This window comes from Chryseobacterium sp. G0162, from assembly GCF_003815715.1.
Taxonomy (GTDB): domain Bacteria; phylum Bacteroidota; class Bacteroidia; order Flavobacteriales; family Weeksellaceae; genus Chryseobacterium.
In genome coordinates, this window is sequence record NZ_CP033922.1 from 2,583,889 (window position 1) to 2,603,481 (window position 19,593).

The 19,593-nt window shown below is 35.4% G+C and carries 22 protein-coding genes; 5 read left to right on the plus strand and 17 right to left on the minus strand.

Translation table 11 applies throughout. From position 1 onward, the window contains the following. Positions 1-16 precede the first annotated feature (16 nt). The 6 genes from EG344_RS11850 to mraZ form a co-directional block, all read right to left on the minus strand. Positions 17-361: a four helix bundle protein gene (locus EG344_RS11850; protein ID WP_228412919.1), complete on the minus strand. Its 345-nt coding sequence runs from the start codon at positions 359-361 to the stop codon at positions 17-19. Between the two features lie 54 nt (positions 362-415). Continuing rightward, the gene (locus EG344_RS11855; protein ID WP_123909607.1) at positions 416-1,876 is read right to left on the minus strand and encodes a UDP-N-acetylmuramoyl-L-alanyl-D-glutamate--2,6-diaminopimelate ligase; all 1,461 of its coding nucleotides are present in this window, start codon (positions 1,874-1,876) and stop codon (positions 416-418) included. Positions 1,877-1,936: 60 nt separating this feature from the next. Further along, complete coding sequence (locus EG344_RS11860) at positions 1,937-3,928, minus strand: penicillin-binding transpeptidase domain-containing protein (RefSeq protein ID WP_123909608.1); 1,992 nt, start codon at positions 3,926-3,928, stop codon at positions 1,937-1,939. Continuing rightward, positions 3,912-4,277 carry an FtsL-like putative cell division protein gene (locus tag EG344_RS11865; protein WP_123858318.1) on the minus strand — a complete coding sequence of 122 codons (366 nt, stop codon included), beginning with the start codon at positions 4,275-4,277 and terminating at the stop codon, positions 3,912-3,914. Before EG344_RS11865 ends, EG344_RS11860 begins: the two co-directional genes overlap by 17 nt. Before the next feature lie 96 nt (positions 4,278-4,373). Further along, positions 4,374-5,267 (minus strand): 16S rRNA (cytosine(1402)-N(4))-methyltransferase RsmH, encoded by an 894-nt coding sequence (gene rsmH / locus EG344_RS11870; RefSeq protein WP_123909609.1) that lies wholly within the window; start codon positions 5,265-5,267, stop codon positions 4,374-4,376. Between the two features lie 47 nt (positions 5,268-5,314). After that, positions 5,315-5,773 carry a division/cell wall cluster transcriptional repressor MraZ gene (gene mraZ / locus EG344_RS11875; protein ID WP_123909610.1) on the minus strand — a complete coding sequence of 153 codons (459 nt, stop codon included), beginning with the start codon at positions 5,771-5,773 and terminating at the stop codon, positions 5,315-5,317. 272 nt (positions 5,774-6,045) lie between these two features. On the opposite strand from mraZ, the gene EG344_RS11880 reads away from it, so the two are divergent. The 3 genes from EG344_RS11880 to EG344_RS11890 all read left to right on the plus strand — a co-directional run bounded on the left by EG344_RS11880 (position 6,046) and on the right by EG344_RS11890 (position 7,940). Beyond that, positions 6,046-6,807, plus strand: a complete 762-nt coding sequence (locus tag EG344_RS11880) for an alpha/beta fold hydrolase (RefSeq protein ID WP_123909611.1) — start codon at positions 6,046-6,048, stop codon at positions 6,805-6,807. A gap of 64 nt (positions 6,808-6,871) precedes the next feature. After that, positions 6,872-7,498, plus strand: a complete 627-nt coding sequence (yihA, locus tag EG344_RS11885) for a ribosome biogenesis GTP-binding protein YihA/YsxC (protein ID WP_123909612.1) — start codon at positions 6,872-6,874, stop codon at positions 7,496-7,498. Continuing rightward, the gene (locus EG344_RS11890; protein WP_123909613.1) at positions 7,488-7,940 is read left to right on the plus strand and encodes a GNAT family N-acetyltransferase; all 453 of its coding nucleotides are present in this window, start codon (positions 7,488-7,490) and stop codon (positions 7,938-7,940) included. Before yihA ends, EG344_RS11890 begins: the two co-directional genes overlap by 11 nt. A 93-nt stretch (positions 7,941-8,033) precedes the next feature. On the opposite strand, the gene EG344_RS11895 is transcribed toward EG344_RS11890, so the two are convergent. The 6 genes from EG344_RS11895 to EG344_RS11920 all read right to left on the minus strand — a co-directional run bounded on the left by EG344_RS11895 (position 8,034) and on the right by EG344_RS11920 (position 11,751). Further along, on the minus strand, positions 8,034-8,378 hold the full coding sequence (locus EG344_RS11895) for a hypothetical protein (RefSeq protein ID WP_123909614.1): 345 nt from the start codon (positions 8,376-8,378) through the stop codon (positions 8,034-8,036). A 28-nt stretch (positions 8,379-8,406) separates the two neighbouring features. Beyond that, the gene (locus tag EG344_RS11900) at positions 8,407-8,787 is read right to left on the minus strand and encodes a DUF6232 family protein (protein WP_123909615.1); all 381 of its coding nucleotides are present in this window, start codon (positions 8,785-8,787) and stop codon (positions 8,407-8,409) included. A gap of 21 nt (positions 8,788-8,808) precedes the next feature. Then, a complete protein-coding gene (locus EG344_RS11905; protein WP_123909616.1) occupies positions 8,809-9,015 on the minus strand; it encodes a hypothetical protein in 207 nt (68 codons plus the stop codon). 146 nt (positions 9,016-9,161) lie between these two features. Next, positions 9,162-9,827, minus strand: coding sequence for a response regulator (locus EG344_RS11910; protein WP_123909617.1), 666 nt, complete (start codon positions 9,825-9,827; stop codon positions 9,162-9,164). A 4-nt stretch (positions 9,828-9,831) separates the two neighbouring features. Next, entirely contained in the window at positions 9,832-11,484 is a 1,653-nt protein-coding gene (locus tag EG344_RS11915) for an ATP-binding protein (protein ID WP_123909618.1), read from the minus strand. 72 nt (positions 11,485-11,556) lie between these two features. After that, positions 11,557-11,751, minus strand: coding sequence for a hypothetical protein (locus tag EG344_RS11920; protein WP_123909619.1), 195 nt, complete (start codon positions 11,749-11,751; stop codon positions 11,557-11,559). A 375-nt stretch (positions 11,752-12,126) separates the two neighbouring features. Here EG344_RS11920 and EG344_RS11925 point away from each other — a divergent pair, with 375 nt between their 5' ends. After that, positions 12,127-12,882: a hypothetical protein gene (locus EG344_RS11925; RefSeq protein WP_123909620.1), complete on the plus strand. Its 756-nt coding sequence runs from the start codon at positions 12,127-12,129 to the stop codon at positions 12,880-12,882. A 36-nt stretch (positions 12,883-12,918) separates the two neighbouring features. After that, complete coding sequence (locus EG344_RS23925) at positions 12,919-13,095, plus strand: hypothetical protein (protein ID WP_164464426.1); 177 nt, start codon at positions 12,919-12,921, stop codon at positions 13,093-13,095. Between the two features lie 33 nt (positions 13,096-13,128). On the opposite strand, the gene msrA is transcribed toward EG344_RS23925, so the two are convergent. The 5 genes from msrA to EG344_RS11950 all read right to left on the minus strand — a co-directional run bounded on the left by msrA (position 13,129) and on the right by EG344_RS11950 (position 19,582). Continuing rightward, positions 13,129-13,683, minus strand: coding sequence for a peptide-methionine (S)-S-oxide reductase MsrA (gene msrA, locus EG344_RS11930; RefSeq protein ID WP_123909621.1), 555 nt, complete (start codon positions 13,681-13,683; stop codon positions 13,129-13,131). Positions 13,684-13,952: 269 nt separating this feature from the next. Further along, a complete protein-coding gene (locus EG344_RS11935) occupies positions 13,953-14,921 on the minus strand; it encodes an ROK family protein (RefSeq protein ID WP_123858304.1) in 969 nt (322 codons plus the stop codon). A gap of 79 nt (positions 14,922-15,000) precedes the next feature. Continuing rightward, a complete protein-coding gene (locus tag EG344_RS11940) occupies positions 15,001-16,215 on the minus strand; it encodes a PepSY-associated TM helix domain-containing protein (RefSeq protein ID WP_123858303.1) in 1,215 nt (404 codons plus the stop codon). Between the two features lie 50 nt (positions 16,216-16,265). Beyond that, positions 16,266-18,380, minus strand: coding sequence for a TonB-dependent receptor (locus EG344_RS11945; RefSeq protein WP_123909622.1), 2,115 nt, complete (start codon positions 18,378-18,380; stop codon positions 16,266-16,268). Continuing rightward, the gene (locus EG344_RS11950; protein WP_123909623.1) at positions 18,380-19,582 is read right to left on the minus strand and encodes a PepSY-associated TM helix domain-containing protein; all 1,203 of its coding nucleotides are present in this window, start codon (positions 19,580-19,582) and stop codon (positions 18,380-18,382) included. The genes EG344_RS11945 and EG344_RS11950 overlap by 1 nt, the downstream gene beginning before the upstream one ends. Positions 19,583-19,593: the final 11 nt, after the last annotated feature.

Below are 19,593 nucleotides of genomic sequence, written 5' to 3' on the forward strand. Positions count from 1 at the left end.
TAATTTATTTAAAGATTTAAAGATTGGGTTTCTCAATATTTTCACTTAAATACTTAATAAAGTTTGATATGTTTGAAGAAATCTCTCTCGAAAGGGTAATGATTTCTTCTGCTTTATTTTCGTTACCTAATTTTAATCTTTTACTTACAATCAGCATGCTTCTTACTTCAGCACAGCTGCCTTTTGCAATTTTTAAATATCTAATAAATTGTCTGTTATTGTTATATTCCGAGCCTTCTGCAATATTGTTGCTAATTGAAAAACTCGCTCTTTTTATCTGGTTATTAAATTCAAATTCTTTTTCAAAACTTTGACTTTGAAGAAATGAATAAACTTTTGATATATACTGGGAAATTTTCAAAATTCTTTGTCATTATCAAATTATTAAATCTTTCAATGAATTCAATCTTTCAATTTACTTGGACATTAATTTCCAAAGTTCATTAATTACTTCTTTGTCATCAAAATGATGTTTCACACCATTTATCTCTTGATAATTTTCGTGACCTTTTCCGGCTACGAGAATGATATCTTTAGGTTCTGCAAACTTTATGGCCATTTTTATGGCTTCTTTTCTGTCTGGAATTGAAGTGTATTTGCTGAAGTTCTGAGGCTCAACACCTGCTTCAATTTCCTTGATAATTTGTCCCGGATCTTCTGTTCTAGGGTTATCTGAAGTGATGATTGCCAATGTTGATTTCTTAGTGGCAATATTTCCCATTTCAGGTCTTTTGGAGTGATCTCTGTCTCCTCCGCAACCGAAAACGGTGATTAATCTTTCATTTTTGGTTCTGATATCGTTGATACTGTCCAGAATGTTTTCTAAAGCATCCGGAGTGTGTGCATAGTCTACGATAAAGAAAATCCCACCATCTGATTTTAGGGTTTCAAATCTTCCGGAAACTCTTTTTAGCTTGCTGATAGCTTGTAGGATTTCGTCCTGTTCAAAACCAAGTTCTTCTGCAATTCCAAATACAAGCAATAGATTGTATACGTTGAATTTACCCGTCAGCGTTGTCCAGAATTCTTTTCCGTTGAAGTTTAGCAACATTCCGTTGAAATCCACTTCCAATAGTTTTCCGTGATAGTCTGCCATTGTTTTCAAAGCATAAGACTTCTTTTTAGCCTTTGTATTCTGAAGCATGACATTCCCATTTTTGTCATCTACATTGGTGATGGCAATGGCTGTATCTTCTAATTCATCAAAGAATCTTTTCTTTGTTTTTAAATATTCTTCAAATGTTTTGTGATAATCTAAATGATCATGGGTAATGTTTGTAAACCCGGCTATTTTAAAGTGTAGTCCCTCGATTCTGTTTTGAGCAATTCCGTGAGAACTTACTTCCATGAAAGCAAATTCACATCCTTTCTCAACTGCTTCAGCTAAGATTTTGTTGATGGTAATAACATCCGGAGTGGTATGAGTCGCTGGAATAATTTCTTCCCCGATTCTGATTTCAACGGTTGATAATAAAGCAGAATCATATCCTAAATTTCTGAAAATATCAAAAAGCAGGGTAGAAACAGAGGTTTTCCCGTTTGTTCCTGTAACTCCTATCAGTTTCAGTTTTCTGGATGGATTTCCGTAGAAGTTCGAAGCAAGGTGACCTAAAGCTTTAGCAGAATCTTTAACCTTGATATAGGTTACGTTTTCTGCCAGTGTTTCAGGAAATTCTTCACAAACAATCGTTGTTGCTCCTTTCTCAATAGAAGATGCAATGAATGAATGTCCATCCACAACTGTTCCTCTCATAGCGATGTAAAGAGCGTTTTCTGTAACCTTTCTGCTGTCGAACACCAGTTCGGATACTTCACGGTTGTTATCACCGTGGATTTCTATTACTGGGATTCTGTTTACTAATTCTGTTATTATCATTTTATATCAATAGGACTTTATCCTATTTGGGCTTAAGTCGTCCAGTTGGGACTCTGTTTTTTAATTCTGTAGAGATAAATATATTCTCTGGTTCTTACTAATGGTTGTGCCTTCTAATGGGAATTGTTCTTTTATTCGTCCAACTCCTTTAAAATCGACACGGTATCCTAAATTTTCCAATTGTGGGATGACGTTTTTACCGATCAATCCTACTACATTAGGCATTTGCTTATCATTGACTGCTACTTTTACATTAGGTTCCACCATTTTACTCAGGTTTACCTTTTTGTCCACGAGCATTTCTTTTTCAATGTTTTGTGGTGTTTTCAGGAAGGTTTTTCCTGCGATTTCTTTAAACACCGGTGCTGCTACTGGTCCTCCATAAAACCCAATTGATGTATTGGGTTCGCTTACCATCACATAACATGTATATTTTGGAGCATCAGCCGGATAGAATCCTGCAAATGATGCGCGATATTTCATTGGGCCAGGAAGCCAGTATTCAAATCTTGCGGTTCCTGTTTTTCCTGCCATTTTCAGGTTGGGAGTGAAGATGCTTCGTCCTGTTCCTTTTTCTACAGCCTTAGTTAATGCGCTGGTCATCATTTTGATGGCCTTTTCGGATGCCATTTTATTTACCATAACTTCAGGCTTTGCGCTGTACATTACCTTTCCGTCTTTCATGATCTTATCGATGAACAGTGGTTTAAGCATTTTACCTCCGTTGGCAACTCCATTATAGAAGCTTGTCAGCTGTAACAGGTTGATGTTTGAAGAGTATCCGTAAGAGATAGAGGCTAGTGTTGCCGCATTCCATCTTTTATTTTCCGGGGTTACGATCTTCGGTTTTGTGATTCCCGGAAGTTCGATGTCCATTTTGTCGAATAATTTCCAACGTTTCAGGTGATCAAGGAAAATTTGTGGTTTTTCAGCATAAAACTTTGTGATGAGTTTTGCTGTTCCTACGTTACTGGATTTTGCTAATACATCACTGATATCATAAGTTCCTCCGCCGTGACCATCAGAAATTCTTTGCTTGGCATACGTCCAAACTCCATTTCCTACATTTACCGTTGTGTTTTCATCGATGAATCCATCATCCATTGCTGCTAGCAGCGAAATGGTTTTGAAGGTGGATCCTGGCTCGATATTATCTTTTAACGCATAGTTGTAAGAGTCTTCGTATTCTCCTGATTCTGTTCTTCTTAAGTTAACCAAAGCACGTACTTTTCCGGTTTCCACTTCCATTACAATTACGGTTCCGTGTTTGGCTTCATAATGGACCAGTTGTTTCTCTAATGCAGAGTGTGCAATGTCTTGAATTCTAAGGTCTAAGGTTGTATAAACATCTTCTCCGTCGATAGGTTCCTGAACTTTCCAGAAGTCAATAGGTTTCCACTGGGAAGAGTTTATTCTTTGTTCTAATCTTTTTCCGTCAGTTCCTGTTAAATGTTTTGAAAAAGCTCCTTCTAATCCGGACTTAAGTTCTCCGTTATCCATACCGATAGTTCCGGCTCCGATTTCAGAAGTGGCAAGCTCTCTTTTGTAGTTTCTGTCTACAATGAAACCACCTTTGTTTTTACCTCTTTTGAAGATCGGGAAGTTTCTGATTCTATCGTACTGATCAAAATCAAGCCCTTTGACCAGGGTATAATATTGATTTTTCTTTTTCTTCTGTTCGTCAAATTTTTGTCTGAACTCTCCTCTGGATTTTCCGAACATTTTGCTCAGAGAATCCGTTAAAGCTCCGATGTTGTTGCTGTAAATCGTATCTTTCATCGTTTTGAAGTCAAGATAGATGTCATATCGCATTACGGTTGTGGCCAAAATAGAGCCATCGGAAGCGAATAAATTACCGCGGGCAGCTTTTAAAGTAGCTTCGCGATAGTTTTTGTTAATGTAATCATCTTTAATTTCCTGGACATTGGTATTCTGAAGGATGACAATCCTTGCCAAGAACATTACAAACACGCACAAAGCTACCACTGCAAAGAGGTAGCCCCATCGTAACGTTTTTTTACGTTTGTTGTCGTATTCATTTTGCTTTTGCATCTGTACTGTCCAGTTTTATTAGCAATTTATGAGGATGGTTTTCTAAGGTCATTAATGAGTCTCGTGCAACCTCTTTCCCCAGCTCTGATTCCATTTTCACCTTGATTAGCTTACTCTGGGCGTAAGCGTTTCTCGATTTATATTCTTCTGTTTCTTCCTTTAAGGCGTTTACAATTTTAATTTTTTTATTGACGAGATGGTTACTGTAAATCATAGCCATCATCAGGATAAACAACAAGAGAAAATACCTGTAATGTATTTTGATCTCATCACGATTCAGAAAGTTTCCTTTTATAATGTCTATAAAAGTGAGTCTTTTCTGGGGGCGATTTGTTGTTCTTTTTGCCACTTTAATTCAATCAATTTGCTTTCTGCGAACTTACCTTGTTATCAATTGTCAATCTTATTTTTAAAAATTCACTTTAGATAATCTACTGGTTCACTTTTACACTTTAATTCCTGTTCTCATTTTAGCACTTCTTGCTCTTGAGTTTTCTTCAATCTCCTTATTGTCAGGAATGATTGCTTTACTCTTCATCAATTCGAATGCCTTTTTATAATTTCCGTAGATATCTCTTTCCGGTTCTCCTTCGAACATTCCATTTTTCAGGAATCTTTTTACCAATCGGTCTTCTAAAGAATGGTAAGATATTACGACTAATCTTCCTTCTGGTTTTAAAACATTGAAAGCCTGTACCAGCATTTCTTTCAATACTTCAAGTTCCTGATTTACCTCTATTCTTACTGCCTGAAATAGCTGAGCATAGAATTTATTTACCTTATGAGGGGGAATGTAGCTGAAAAGCTTTTTCAAATCCTCTGTGGTATTTATACTTTTTGTTTTTCTATGATGAACAATTTCCCTTGCCAGCTTTCTTGCTTCTCTTAATTCTCCATAGTAATAAAAAATATCTGCAAGTTCTTCCTCGCCGTATTCATTGATTACTCTTTTAGCGTCAAGACTCTGCATGACGTTCATTCGCATGTCTAAAGGAGCATTGCTTCTTGTAGAAAATCCTCTGTCTGCTTCGTCAAACTGATGAGAAGAAACTCCCAAATCAGCCAAAACACCATCAACCTGAGGAATGCCATACATTAATAAAGAGTTTTCCAGAAATCTGAAATTCTGATTAACTAATGTAAATCTGGGATCATCAATTGTATTTTTAAGCGCATCCAGATCCTGATCGAAGCTGAACAGTTTTCCTTTGTCAGAAAGTCTGCTCAAAATCTCTCTTGAGTGGCCACCACCTCCAAAGGTGCAGTCCACATAGATTCCGTCAGGATTCGTCACCAAATCATCTACACTCTGCTTCAACAAAACGGGGTTATGATACATGCTTAATTGTGTTTTTTATTAAATAAAATCTTTAATAACTTCTACAGTTATTCTTCGTCAAAAGAGCCCATTACATCTTCGGCAAGGCTGGCAAAATCAGTTTCATTGGTGGAGATTACCTGTTCGTAGGCTTCTTTATCCCAAATTTCGAAAAGTTCTCCCGCGCTGGTGATTACTACTTCCTTCTGAAGATTTGAAAAAGTCATCAGGTCTTTGGAAATCTGTAATCTTCCGGCATTATCCAATTCTACTGTTTTTACTCCTGCCGTAAACATTCGTATGAAATCAGCATTCTTTTTTATGAATCTGTTCAGTTTATTAATTTTGCCCATCAGTTTATCCCACGCATTCATTGGATAGACTTCCAGACAAGGTTGGAACACAGATCTTTTGACTACAAATGCCTTGTCTTCGAAGTTTTCCATCTGTTTGATTAAAGATGAAGGAACTTTTAAGCGGCCTTTGTCGTCAATTTTACACTCATATGTCCCAATGAAATTTTTCATTTGGGACAAATTTATATAATAATTTCCAAAATTTCCCACTTTTTCCCACTTTTTGACTCAATGTTAATAAGTTTTATTAAAGATTGAGCTCTAAGAATGTAATTGGTTGATATGTAGAAGGTTGTTAAAACTGTTATTCAAGCCATAATAAAGCGGTTTTGAAAAAAAAAGTTAAAAAGGGGAATATTGTATTATTTTTATCTTAAATTAGGATAATCAAAATATTTTTGAGGTTTAATTTGTATTTTTGCAAGGCTTTATTAAGGCATTATATGATATTTAGTACAAAAAAAGAAAAGAAATATTCCTATGTAGAGGCTGGGGAAGGACATCCATTAGTGCTGCTGCACGGGTTAATGGGTGGTTTGAGTAATTTCGATAAAATGGTAGATTTTTTTTCGGACAGAGGATTCAAGGTATATGTTCCTCAGTTGCCCATCTATGATTTGCCAGTACTCAATACGAATCTTACCACTATCGCGAAATATATCATCAAGTTTATAGAAAGTCATATTTCAGGACCTGTTACCATTGTTGGAAACTCAATGGGAGGACATGTTGGGCTTATTTTGACTTTGGCAAGACCTGATCTGGTAAAAAATTTAGTTCTTACCGGGAGCTCAGGATTGTATGAAAGAACTTTTGGTGACAGTTTTCCAAGAAAGAATGACAGATCTTATATCAGAAAGAAAACAGAAGAGGTTTTTTATGACCCGAAAGTTGCTACTGAAGATCTTGTAGATGAAGTTTTTGCAGTGGTGAATGACAGAATGAAGGGAATAAAAACAGTAATGTTGGCCAGAAGTGCCATCAAACACAATATGCTGAATGACCTTCCTAAGATTACAACACCTACGTGTCTGATCTGGGGGAGACAGGACAATGTAACTCCTCCGGAAGTGGCTGAGGATATGCATAAGTTTATTCCTAATTCGGACCTGTTTTGGATAGATCATTGCGGTCATGCTGCCATGATGGAAAAGCCAGAAGAGTTCAATGAAATCCTATACAACTGGGTAAAAGATAAAGTTTAAAAACATAATAAATGACCATTAAGAGCTTTTCTTAATGGTTTATTTTTCTAAAATATATTTCAAAATGGTTATTAAGACAGCAACATTTGTAAAAAGTAGTGGAAAATGGCAGGATTGTCCTGAACCAAATCTTCCTGAATATGCTTTTATTGGAAGGTCCAATGTAGGAAAGTCTTCATTGATCAACGCTATGATGAATCATAAAGATTTAGCTAAAACATCACAGACTCCAGGAAAAACCCAGCTGATTAATCATTTTCTAGTTAATGAAAACTGGTATCTTACAGATTTACCGGGATATGGATATGCAAAGGTTTCAAAGGCTCTTCGAAAGGATTTTGAGAAGCTGATTACCAATTATATTCTGAACAGAAGAAATCTTGTAAACCTTTTTGTATTGGTAGATTCAAGACACGCTCCTCAGAAGATTGACCTGGAATTTATCCAATGGTGTGGAGAAAGTGGGGTGCCATTTTCAATCGTTTTTACCAAGTCGGATAAGTTAAAACCAAGCGAGGTTATTAAAAACTTTGAAAATTATAAATCGGAATTGCATAAAACATGGGAGGATCTTCCTGAATTATATATTACTTCAGCTGAAAAGAAAACAGGTGGTGATGAGATTCTGAAGTTCATAGACACCACGAATGACTTTTTAACTCAAAATAGTGTAAGCTTCGATGAGCAATAATACTCTCTGGAAAATAAAAACCTTTGATGAGTTTACAGTTCCTGAATTGTATGCCATATTGAAAGCTCGTATAGACGTTTTTGTTATTGAGCAAAACTGTCCTTATCCTGATTTGGACAATTATGATCAGAAAGCGGTTCATATCTGGGCGGAGGAAAACGGGGATGTATTGGCGTACTGCCGTATTTTCGATAAAGGAATAAAATATGATGAAACTTCTATTGGAAGGGTTCTTACAACGGAGAAAGGCAGAGGAAAAAGTTTAGGAAAGCTATTGATTAAATATGCTGTTGATACGATAGAAAACCGTTTTCATACTTCTGAAATCAGAATTTCAGCGCAGGATTATCTGTTGAGATTTTATGGTGATTTCGGATTTGAGGATACTGGAAAGAAGTATCTGGAGGATGATATTCCGCATACGGAAATGATTAGAAAATAAAATAAAGAAAGGTATCTCAGATGAGATACCTTTTTCAATGGTTATATGTTGAGTGTTTTTTTATTTAAAATTCATGGTTATTAGCTTCGTATTTTAATTGCATCCGGAACAATAAGATCTATCTACATATTGCTTACTGTTTCCTGAATAATAGTAGCAGCCTCCTCTTGAGCCAACGTACAATTGATTACCATTGTATGTGCATCCCCGGCTTCTGGAACTTGAAGAATAAGATCTTGGAGAAGAGTAGCTTGAATAGGAACTTGAAGGAGTATAGCGTGATCTAGACGATTTACTCTTTCTGCTGGTTTTAGTTTTTCCTTTTCCTGGCTTTTTGAAAAATTCTTTAGTTGAAGTTGTACTAACTGTAGATGCTGAAATATTGGCAGGGAATAATAATCCAAGTCCTAGAAGTCCTGTAAAAAGTAGTTTTTTCATAGTATTTGTTTTTTTTTAAATTAGTTTATTATCCTCGATGAATGATAGCTTCATTTAAAGCATTTACAATTTTTTGAATATAATTTCTGTCTTTTGAAACGATGCTATTGGCTTCTCCTGCATTTGTGCTTATTCGAACAGCGTATTCATTTTTAATAGAGAAAATTAACCAAACCCCTAAACCTAAAAGTATTACTCCTACCCAAAAAATATTTTTAGACAAAAGAAATGCTAGTCCTACAAATAGCATTAGAATCGCTTTTGTCTTACTTTTAATAATTTCAAAAATATGAACAGAAGAAATATTTCGCATTGCATATGTTTTTGATTGGGTTACAAATCTTGATTGTGTAACAATTACAGAACTATCTTTGTAAAATGTTGTTTCGGTTGGGTTTGAGGTTTCCATGGGGGTAATTTTTTTTTGGTGTTATTTGGTATGACAGACCTGAGAGCAATAATAACAACCATTTGATTGAGGATAGTCTTTTTTTGCTTCTTTTACAGCTTCTTTGCATGAAGAAAATGTACCTAGGTATTTTCTATTATCAAGGGTTGGTAGTCTATAACAGTTTTCATCATGAACTTCATGATCACCGTTGCTTTGTGCATTCTTGTTTACATAATACTTTTTCATGTATTTTATTTTTAGTTGGTTTAACATTCCAAAAATATAACCCTTTAAAATCCCATCCTTACGGGAATCCGTAAAAACAAAAATCTTCCGGTTTATCGGAAGGTTTACTTATTTATACTAATACTAATACTAATACTAATACGAGGTTATATAATTCCCCAATCTTTACAATGAGCAATCAATTGCTCATTATTAGATACATCTAGTGATTCTTTAAGATTGTTGAGAGATTTTTCAACACTGCTAAGACTGGATGGTTTGATATTATTTTCTTTCAAATAATCAGGGATATTTTTTTGAATCATACCTTTGGAAAGCAATGTGACTAGAATTTTATCAAACTTTGTGAAATCATAAGAATTTTTATTTTTTATTGATTCCTTAAGTTTTGCAGAAGTATATTTTTCATTATTATAGACTGCTTTTATTGCTTTTTTAAGCTCTTTAATATCATTTCTGCCTTTAGATACAAAACCATCTATTTTTTGTTCCTTAAAAAGAACATCTACAATTTCAGGTCTATTTTCTATTGAAAAGACAATTGTTTTAATTGTAGGCTGTTCAGACTTAACAGCAGCAATTAGCTCTCTTCCCGTAGTTAAATGCTGTTCTCTATAATCAGAATCAAATGATAAATCTGTAATAAGTAGATCATATGGGTTTTGATCTCTAAGCCCTTTTTTTATTTTCAACCAAGCATCATCACAGTAGTGGGCAGTTTCCATTGTAAGGATTTTTAACTCTTCAAGTATTTTTTGAACGGAAATATTGAAACTCTCAAAGTCTTCGGCTATTAGTACTTTTTTAAACATATTTTTATTTTTTGGCTGGAAATGAAAGATTTATCTTTAATCCCTTTTCTGTTTTTGTTTCAAAATTAATTGTTCCGTGTATAGAATTTATACGGGATTCCGTATTTTTCAAACCATTTTTAGGAGAATGTTCCTGAATTCCTACTCCGTTATCTGTATATGAAATATTGATAAGGTTATTTTCTCTTTCAAAATCAATAATAACACGATCGGCTTTACTGTGTTTTTTCATATTGGTCATTAATTCCTGAAGAATATAGAAAATCTCAATTTTGGTATTCCCTGATACTCCATTCCAGAATCCTTCTTCATTTCCAATGATAGGAACTTTAATAGTGTCAGAGGAATAAGACTTGAGCATTTGAGAGAGCTGTTTTGAAAAATCCTTTTCCAAAATAATATCCTGGTCTTCATAAGAAATGTCCCGGGAGATATGGTAAATGTTTTCTAATTTGTCAAGTAGCTCGTTTTTGTCAATATTTACAGTGTTTTCAACTTCTGACATGACATGATACACCTTATTGGCAACTTTATCATGGACCTTTTTTGAGTATTTAATTTCTGTATTTTTTACTTCGATCTCTTTTTCTTGCTGAAGCTTTTTTTGTCTTTTCTTATATAAAACTATACTAATAATTAATAGTGCAATAAGTAATGCTGAAAGTAGATACTGCCATAATATTTGAATTTCTTTTTCTGCTTTCTGTAATTTTAACGATTGATTTTCTAAATTCTTTTTTTCGACATCATACCTTATGGTTGCAAATTGATTTTTTGCTTTGTTTCGTGAAATTTGGACACTGTCATTTAGTTTCTGAAAATCATCAAAATAGGCTAAATTATTGTTGGGTGTAAGACTGATTATTTTTTGTAATGCCTGAAGCTGATCTTCAATACTGTTATTTTTCTTTGCAGTATTGAGCATTTGTTCAGCAAAATAAAGAGCTTTCTTTTTATCTGAATGAAGATAAAAGATGGATAAAGTAGCATAACTGGAATTTTCTCCGATACTGTTGTTTGCTCTTTTTCTAATTTCAAGAGCTTTATAAAATTCTGAGAGAGGATTATAATTTTTATTATCGAAATTCTTTGCTCTTGCTAAATTATTAATGACCATAGCATACTTCAAACTGTCTGTTGTGGGCAATGCAAGCTGTATGTTTTTGATGGCTGCTTTATAATCTTTTAAGGTTATTTGGGCTGTCCCAAGGTTATTTAAAATCATATACCTGTATTCCTTAGCAGATGTATATTGAAGAGCTTTTTGATAATATCTGATGCAATCCTCAAATTCATAAAGATAGGAAGAACAGATGGCCATGCTGTTATAATTTGAAGCAAACGTTTGACGGCTTATACTATCTTCTTTTTTTCCCAGATATCGATCTGCTTCAAGTGAGGTTTCAATGCTTCCATAGTAATCTCCTTTACTTTCCTGAAGGATTGCCATGTTTACGAGTGCTTTGGCCGCCCCCACAGAGTCTTTTGTGGCCAGATAAGCATTCTTTGCCAAGTTGAAATAATAGAATGAAGAGCCCGTAGTGTCGGTTTTAGCTTTTTCATAATACGTCTTGGCTATTCCATTTTCTGTATCGGCCTGTTTGTCGCTACATGAGAATAGTAGAATAGCAAGAGATATGATAAAGAGTTTTTTCATGGATTACTTTGTGGTATCCAAAATAAAAAAAAAGAACAGATTATACAATCTGTTCTTTCGTATTTATTAAGCCTACATGCCTGGAGGAGGAAGTTGGCCTGTATTGCCTCCTGTATTACCTCCGTTTCCGTGTCCATCACCCGTTTCAGTTTCAGGGTCTTCTTTGGCGCTTAGAGTTGTGATATTTGACTTTTGATTGTCATTATAGTGTGTTGTATTGACATTATTGGTAAATGCTAAAAGTAGCATCATAAAAAACTGGATCATTCCTTAAAAATTTTTTCGTTTGAAATTGTTTTTCTTCCTCCCGAGACATTTTGTCTCAGGCAGTACACAGTTAAAATTTCGAAGCGCTTCTAAATTTTTTGGGAAGTGAACCTTCAAAAACGGAGGAGAAACATCTGCTTCCCAACCCGGAGTTTTCCCTCCGTTTTATCTGGTGATTTTTGAAATCAGTTTTGTAAATTTGTTTTTGTAATGTTTTGTTTTTCACTGATCTCTGATGCAAAGATGCTACGGAAAAGGGGGCAAGGGTTAGAAAGATTCTGGAAAATTTTTGGAAATTTTTTTTGGAGAGATGTACGGAAAACCGTAATGTTTTTGAAGTAGGACTTCATAATTTTCAACACAATAACCATGAGTATGTCAAAATTTTTATCCGAAAAGAAAAAGTTATTAGAAGATGTTTATAAAAAAGCTTCAAATGAGGCCACAGAGACATCATTTAATGGAATTATTCAATATCTTGATCGAACTTTGAAAGACGAATTTGAACCGCTTAGTTATAAATCTTTTGAAAATTATTATAAAGCTATAGTAGAAAATGATGAAGATTATAATATAAAAACATCGACTTTGGATAATTTAAGTAGGTATTTAGGATATGAAACGTTTAAAGATTATCGATCTGAATGGAGAACAATGGAATACACTATTCAGCAGGCTATATCTAAAATTGTAATAACAATCATTAATAAACCTATTCTTGCGATGCCAGAGGTTTTAAAGCAAAATGGATTAGGTATAGCTGGAGCTTTTCTTGTTATAAGTGTTTTAATTGGAAATCATTATCCATTTGGAAGAGAAAAAGGTCGCCCTCAAGGTATTCTTGATGATAAAAAGTGTATGTTTTGGGATGATAGTGAATATAAGCTGGGGGATTGTGAAGATAAAAACCCTCAACGAAGTCTTATTCCTAAAGATACCGTTCAGCTAAAGTATTTTAAACGGATTACAAGAAAAGATACGCTTACTGTGGATAATGCCTTAGGTAGTACTTGGTACTCAAAGTTTAATGGGAATGTTGAGTTTTTTACTATGGATGGAGTAGATCCGGATACTGGACGTGAGCTGAGAGCTTCTACAGCATATATTATTGGGAAATATGCAGGGTATTAAACAATAAAAAAGCGGAATAGAGAATATTCCGCTTTTATGTATAGTCTTTATTTTTTTGGAGGAGGTGGAGTTTGTCCAGTTTCTCCTCCGGTATCTTCTATTGATCCGCTTGATTCGGATGCTGAAGATTGTATTATTAATGAATTACTTGGTACTACTACATGGGTTGTGCTATTAGGAAATGCAAAGCCAAATAGCATTAAAATAAATTGAATCATGTTTTATGGTTATAGTTGTTTTTAATTTCTATTCTGCATTCAGCATCCCCAACTCTCCAAAATATTTTTTAAACTTCTGGATTTTAGGTCCAACCACTGCACTACAATATGGTTGTGTAGGGTTTTCATTATAATACCCTTGATGGTATTGTTCTGCAGGCCAGAATTTTTCAAATGGAGCCAGCTCAGTTACGTAAGTTCCTGTCCATCTTCCTGATTCCTGAGATGCTTTGATGGCTTGTTCTGCTTTTTGTTTTTCAGTCTCATCTTTATAATAAATAACTGAACGGTATTGTGTTCCAATGTCATTTCCCTGTCTGTTAAGCTGAGTAGGATCGTGTAGGAAGAAGAAAACATCCATAAGTTGTTCATAAGAAATTATGGATGGATTATAAGTGATTTGTACTACCTCTGCATGACCTGTTTCTCCGGTACACACTTCCTGGTAGGTTGGGTTTTCTTTATGACCACCGGAATACCCTGATATAGCAGCTTCAACACCTTTTAATAAGTTGAAGCAACTTTCTACACACCAGAAGCATCCACCACCGAAAACGATGGTTTCTAAATTATTGTTATCCATTTTTTGGTAATTATTATTGTTTAATGGCATTTTTTTAATCTTAAAGACCACGGAAAATGCTAATCAAAAGTAAGAAAAACTTCATGGATTTTGATACGAATCTCATGAATTGTTTTCATAGATAATGCTAATGATAAAGAGAATGGCTGGGCTGTATAGAATATTTATTTTTTTGCAACGAATGCATTAATAAACTTATTCGTGAATTCGTTGTAAAATAAAAAAGCGATCTCACATTGAGATCGCTTTAAATATTATAAGTGTATTAGTTATTTTTCCCAAACCAAAGCACTTGCTCCCAAAATAGCAGCATCGGCTTCATCCAGTTCACTGAATACTAATTTTACTTTATTTCTGAAGATCGGAAGAAGGTTCCTTTCCATATGAAGTTTAGCAGGCTTTAAGATAAAATCTCCGGCTTTGATCACTCCACCGAATAGCAAAATAGCTTGAGGTGAAGAGAACATCACAAAATTGGCTAACGCTTCCCCCAACTTTTGCCCAGTATATCTGAAAACTTCAATAGCAATCGGGTCTTCTTTCATCGCACATTCATATACGGTTTTAGAATTGATCTCGTCTTCAGGATATTGGTTCAGCATAGATTCCGGGAATTCGGCTCTCATTTTCTTAGCCGTGATGGTAATTCCTGTTGCTGAAGCATAAGCTTCCAGGCTTCCTTCAGATCCTGTACTCCAATGCTTTCTTCCGCCTGGTTTTACAATAGTGTGTCCCAATTCTCCAGCAAAACCGTCATGGCCATAGATTAGATTTCCGTTGGCGATAATTCCGCTTCCTACTCCTGTTCCCAGGGTAATCATGATAAAATCCTTCATGCCGCGTGCTGCCCCGAAAAGCATTTCCCCCAAAGCTGCTGCATTGGCATCATTGGTTACTGTACATGGCAAATTGAATTTTGCGGTCATCAGTTCAGCAAAAGGAATTACTCCTTTCCATGGCAGATTGGGTGCTAATTCTATTGTTCCTTTATAATAGTTGGCGTTGGGAGCCCCTACACCAATTCCGTCGAAGTGCTTTTCAGCACCATGTTTTTCCATTAAAGGGCGTACATGTTCATATAAAGCATCGATAAAATCTTCTACTTTATCATAGGCATCGGTTTTAAGGTTTCCTTTATCCAGAACTTCTCCACGGTGGTTTACAATTCCGAATTTGGTATTGGTTCCGCCGATGTCAACTCCAAGGGCAACCTGTTTTGATAAATCTATTAATGACATTTCTATTATTAAATTCTAAGGGCTAAAATTATAAAAAAGATTGTATTAATAGCTTATTAACCTTGTATTATTTAAAAGATTAAGCTTTTTTTACCGGTTTTTTCTTTCTTCGACCCCACCAGATCATAAAACCTGTTACAGGAAGAGAAGCGCAGATAAGACTTACAATAAAAGCAATAATCTTTGTAGGAAGCCCTAAAATAGCCCCTACGTGGATATCGTAATTGGCGCCTACTACCTTTTCTCCAAAGTTTTTATCTTTTGGATCATGAGTATGCAGCAATTCTCCTGAGTTTTCGTCAAAAATAAGACTGCTGCTTTTGTGATATGAATAGGTAAGGTGTTTTACATAGACCTCAAAATTAGGGTGCTCATGATCATCCATATGCTCATGTCCAAGATCGATAGCAAAACCATAAGATTCAGGGTATTTTTCTTTAACTGTATTGATAATTTTATCCAGAGTATTTTCAGTTCTTAGTTCAATTGGAGCTTTTGTTTTGATATGCGAGAAATCAGGATATTGGGTTTCCCCTCCGGAAAATATCACATAAATCATCGCCTGAACTACAAAGAATGCGTAAAACAACCCGGTAATCGAAAAGATAAGGGCAAAGATTGAAGCATAAAAGCCCAATACGTTATGAAGATCGTAGTTCTTTCTTTTCCAGCTTTTAATATTCTTCCATTTAAAAGAAAAACGTTGTTTTCTTGCTGCTTTATTTTTAGGCCACCATAAAACGATTCCTGTAATGAGCATAATGATAAAGATAATCACAGGTATTCCCACTACATAAGTTCCCCAATCCTGTTTCAGAAGGTAGCTCCAGTGGATCATTTTGACAATATTGAAGAATCCGTTCTTTTCATCATATACTCTCAGTACTTTTCCCGTGTATGGGTTTACATAGGCCTGCTTATAGATCGGAAATTCATCAAAATAATTCCAGGCATCCGTATTATGCTCATACCAGAAGAACATATAGGACATTTTCTTATCCATAGGAATATTGACCCAATGGATTGGGTATTTTTCTTTTACCTGCTCGGCAACAGCCTTTTCCATAACACGGATGGGAAGAATCTGTTTTTGATCAATATTCTGTTCATTGTGGTAGATCACATCCTTTCGGGTGTAGTTTTCCACCTCATCCTTAAACACATATAATGCTCCGGTAATAGAGATAATAAAGATTAAAAATCCAATGACGAGCCCAAACCATAAATGGAGCTTAGCAGACCATTTCTTAAAAAATCCAGGTTGTTTCTTCTTATGGTGATGATTTTTCTTCATATAATCGTTAAAGTTCTGCAAAGATAAACTTTACTTTTTATTTAGATTAATTAAAATTTATATTCAATAATGAAAGTTCCTCTCATCCCCAGCGCATTAACGAATTCACTGTCTCTTGCTGTCCACCACGCGATAGCAGGTTGGTATTTTTTATTGAATATGTTCTCGATACCTAAAGATAGCTTCCAGTTGCGGTTGACTTCATAGCTTGACTTGAAATTGAAAACCGTATATTCCGGGACATACCCTTCTCCATAAGAATATAATCCGGTTTTGATATTTGGAGTAAATCTGTTTTGAGTAAATGAATGAAGCATATCCAACCCTACAGATAATGCAGGAACAGGTTTTGCCTGAATGTAGGCAAGCACCTTAGGTGCTGAGATTCTACTGTTGTTGATCTTGGTGGAATAATCTCCGTCATCTTTTACAGAGGTAATTCCTTCCATCCAGCTGTAGCTTCCACCAAACTGGATCCATTTTGTTGGGGTAAAGTGTAAAAATCCTTCCACTCCATATACTATTTCCGGTGACCTCTGGATCATCAGAGCTCTGTCAGGACTCTGTACGAATGAGGCTCCCAGTTTTGAAGTACTTACATAAGAAGTCAACTCATAATTAAGCCAGCTGGAAAGCTGTCCTGTGGCTCCCAGTTCGTAATTGTTGACAATAATGGGTTTTGTTTCAAGACTTTTAATGGTTTCTGACGTTGAGGTTCTTAAGATTCTTCCCAATTCATTGATAGAGTAGGCCTGTGAAAAACTTGCAAAAAGATTGATATAAGGTTCAATATTGTAACGGATTCCAATATTTCCTACTAAAGCATTATAGTTAAGTTTTCCTCCTTCCACAGGAATACTCTTGGTAAATGTTCCGTCACTTTTAATTACAGAAAGGGTATTAAAGTCATCTACATTCACTTTGATGTTTTCATAACGAAGTCCCGCCTTGATGGTCAATTTTTTTAACAGGTCAACTTTTGCCAATAAGAAAGGCGCGATATTGGTCATGCTCATATTGGGAGTCCAGAATCTGCCATCTTCCAGTTTTTGTACGGTTTGATCGTTCAGAATATCCACTCCATAGATGATTTCTCCCTGAGAATTCGCAGAATTCCAAAGCTGGGTATCAAAATTGAATCGGGCACCTGCTTTTTTAGAAAGAACGTTAGACTGACCACCATTGAAAAAGGTATCACTGTATCCGTAAACTGTTTTAAAATCCTGATAATAAAGATTTACGTTTAATGCAGTTCCTGCAAACAGGTTCTTATTATCATAACTTACCCTGATATTATGGTTTTTTGGTGTTCCCTGAGGAGTTGTTTCCAATCCTTTTCCCAATCCTTCACCAATCGTAGGCTTCGTACCATACTTTCCTGTACTTAGACCCAGATTAAGATCTGATCTTGAGGAATAGCCAATATAAGATGCTTCAATTCTTTGATTATCATTAATGTTATAGCCCAGTTTCAACAAACCATTGTAATTGTCCATTTTCGCAGTACTGTAAGTAGGGCTTAGGAAAACGCCGTCAGCGTCTTTCATATAGCCTGTTCTTTCATATGCTAATGAAAGGGTGTAATCAAATCTGTTCATCTTACCGGATAAAAGCTGGCTGGCTCTTACTCCTAATGTTCCTCCGTAAGGTTGTCCGGTAAAACCAATCTGTGATATTCCGGAAATCTTTTGATCTGTTTTATTTCTTTTTGTGATATAATTGATAATCCCTCCGTCAGCACCATTTCCGTAGATTGATGATGCTCCTTTAATAACCTCCACTCTTTCAATGGCTGAAGGATCTATGGATCTCAGATCTCTTGCACCGTTTCGTAATGGAGTAGACTGTGGAATTCCGTCAATCAATACTAATACCTGACGGCCTCTTAAGGTCTGTCCGGTGTTTGAAGTCTGCCCGGAATTGGTTCCTAAACTGGGAACGGTGTATTGCAGGATGCTTGTAATATCAGAATTAACCGTCAATTGAGACTGAATCTGCTTTTCTCCCACTACTGTGATTGAACTGGGAACCTCTTTAATGTTCTCCTTTTTTCTGGAAGCCGTCATCACAACCTCATCCACATTTTGGGTTTGTAAAGTATCTTTTACCTGGCCAAAAACCATTATAGTTCCCAGACTGGCAGCTGATAAAATTGCTTTTTTCATTATATTTTCTTTCCTTGTTTCTTTCTTTTTCCCCACCAGACCAAAAATCCGGTAACAGGGAGTGAGGTGCAGATAAGTCCTGCGATAAACCAGATGATTTTTCCAAACAATCCGAAATAAGATCCGGTGTGGACATCATAATTGGCATTCGCATATTTTTCTGCGGCTTTGAGTTTGTGATGAGGTTTATTGGCTAGTAGTTTTCCTGAATATTTATCGAAAGTAAGCAGGTTTCTTTCACTGAATCTTCCATCCTGGCCGTATACTGTGACCGGAAGGTTTTTGAGCTCCTTTCCTTTTTTATTTTTTCCATTTAAAGTAATTCTGAAACTGGATGATCCTGCGTATAGTTTTTCTGTCTGGAATGCTGCGATATCAAAAACTGCATCTCTCTTTACCATCAGAGAATCCGGGGATTTGACTTCCTTTTCTTTTGGAGGTTCCCAATAACCGGATAAGGTAAGATTAAAAGTGTTTTTTACATAAGGATAGGCAAAGTAAATCCCTGTTACACTCATTATTAAGGCAATAAATGAGGCATAGAACCCTAATACATTATGAAGATCATAATTTTTGCGTTTCCAGTTTTTTACATTTTCCCAGTTGAACCAGAACCTTCCTTTTCTTGCATTTTTATTTTTCGGCCACCATAGAATAATTCCGGTGATCAGCATAATAATAAATAATACCGTTGGAATTCCCGTTACATAAGGTCCCCATTCTGAATTCAGTAAAAGTCCCCAATGGATATACTTCAGAATATTAAATACATCATACTTTTCATTGTAAACAGCAAGAATTTCTCCGGTATACTGGTTGACATACACCTGTTTATTGATGAGAACCTGTTGAAAATAGTTCCATCCTTTCTTACTCTTATCATAGTATAAAAAACGATAGGATTTACTTTTGTCCAAAGGGATTTCAACTGAGCTCACAGGATATTTCTCGTTAAGCTCCAGACTTACTTTTTCACGAAGAATTTCGATGGATAAGGGTTTTTTATTGATTTCATTCTGTTTTACATAGATGGCTTCTTTACGAAGGCTATCTTGTACTTCATCTTTAAAAACGTACAAAGTCCCTGTAAGAGAGACTATGAACACAATGATACCAACTGACAAACCAAACCACAAATGCAGTTTGGCAGACCATTTCTTCTTTGGAGAAATTTTCTTTTTATGGTGTTGCTTTTTTCTCATAGCGAAAAGTT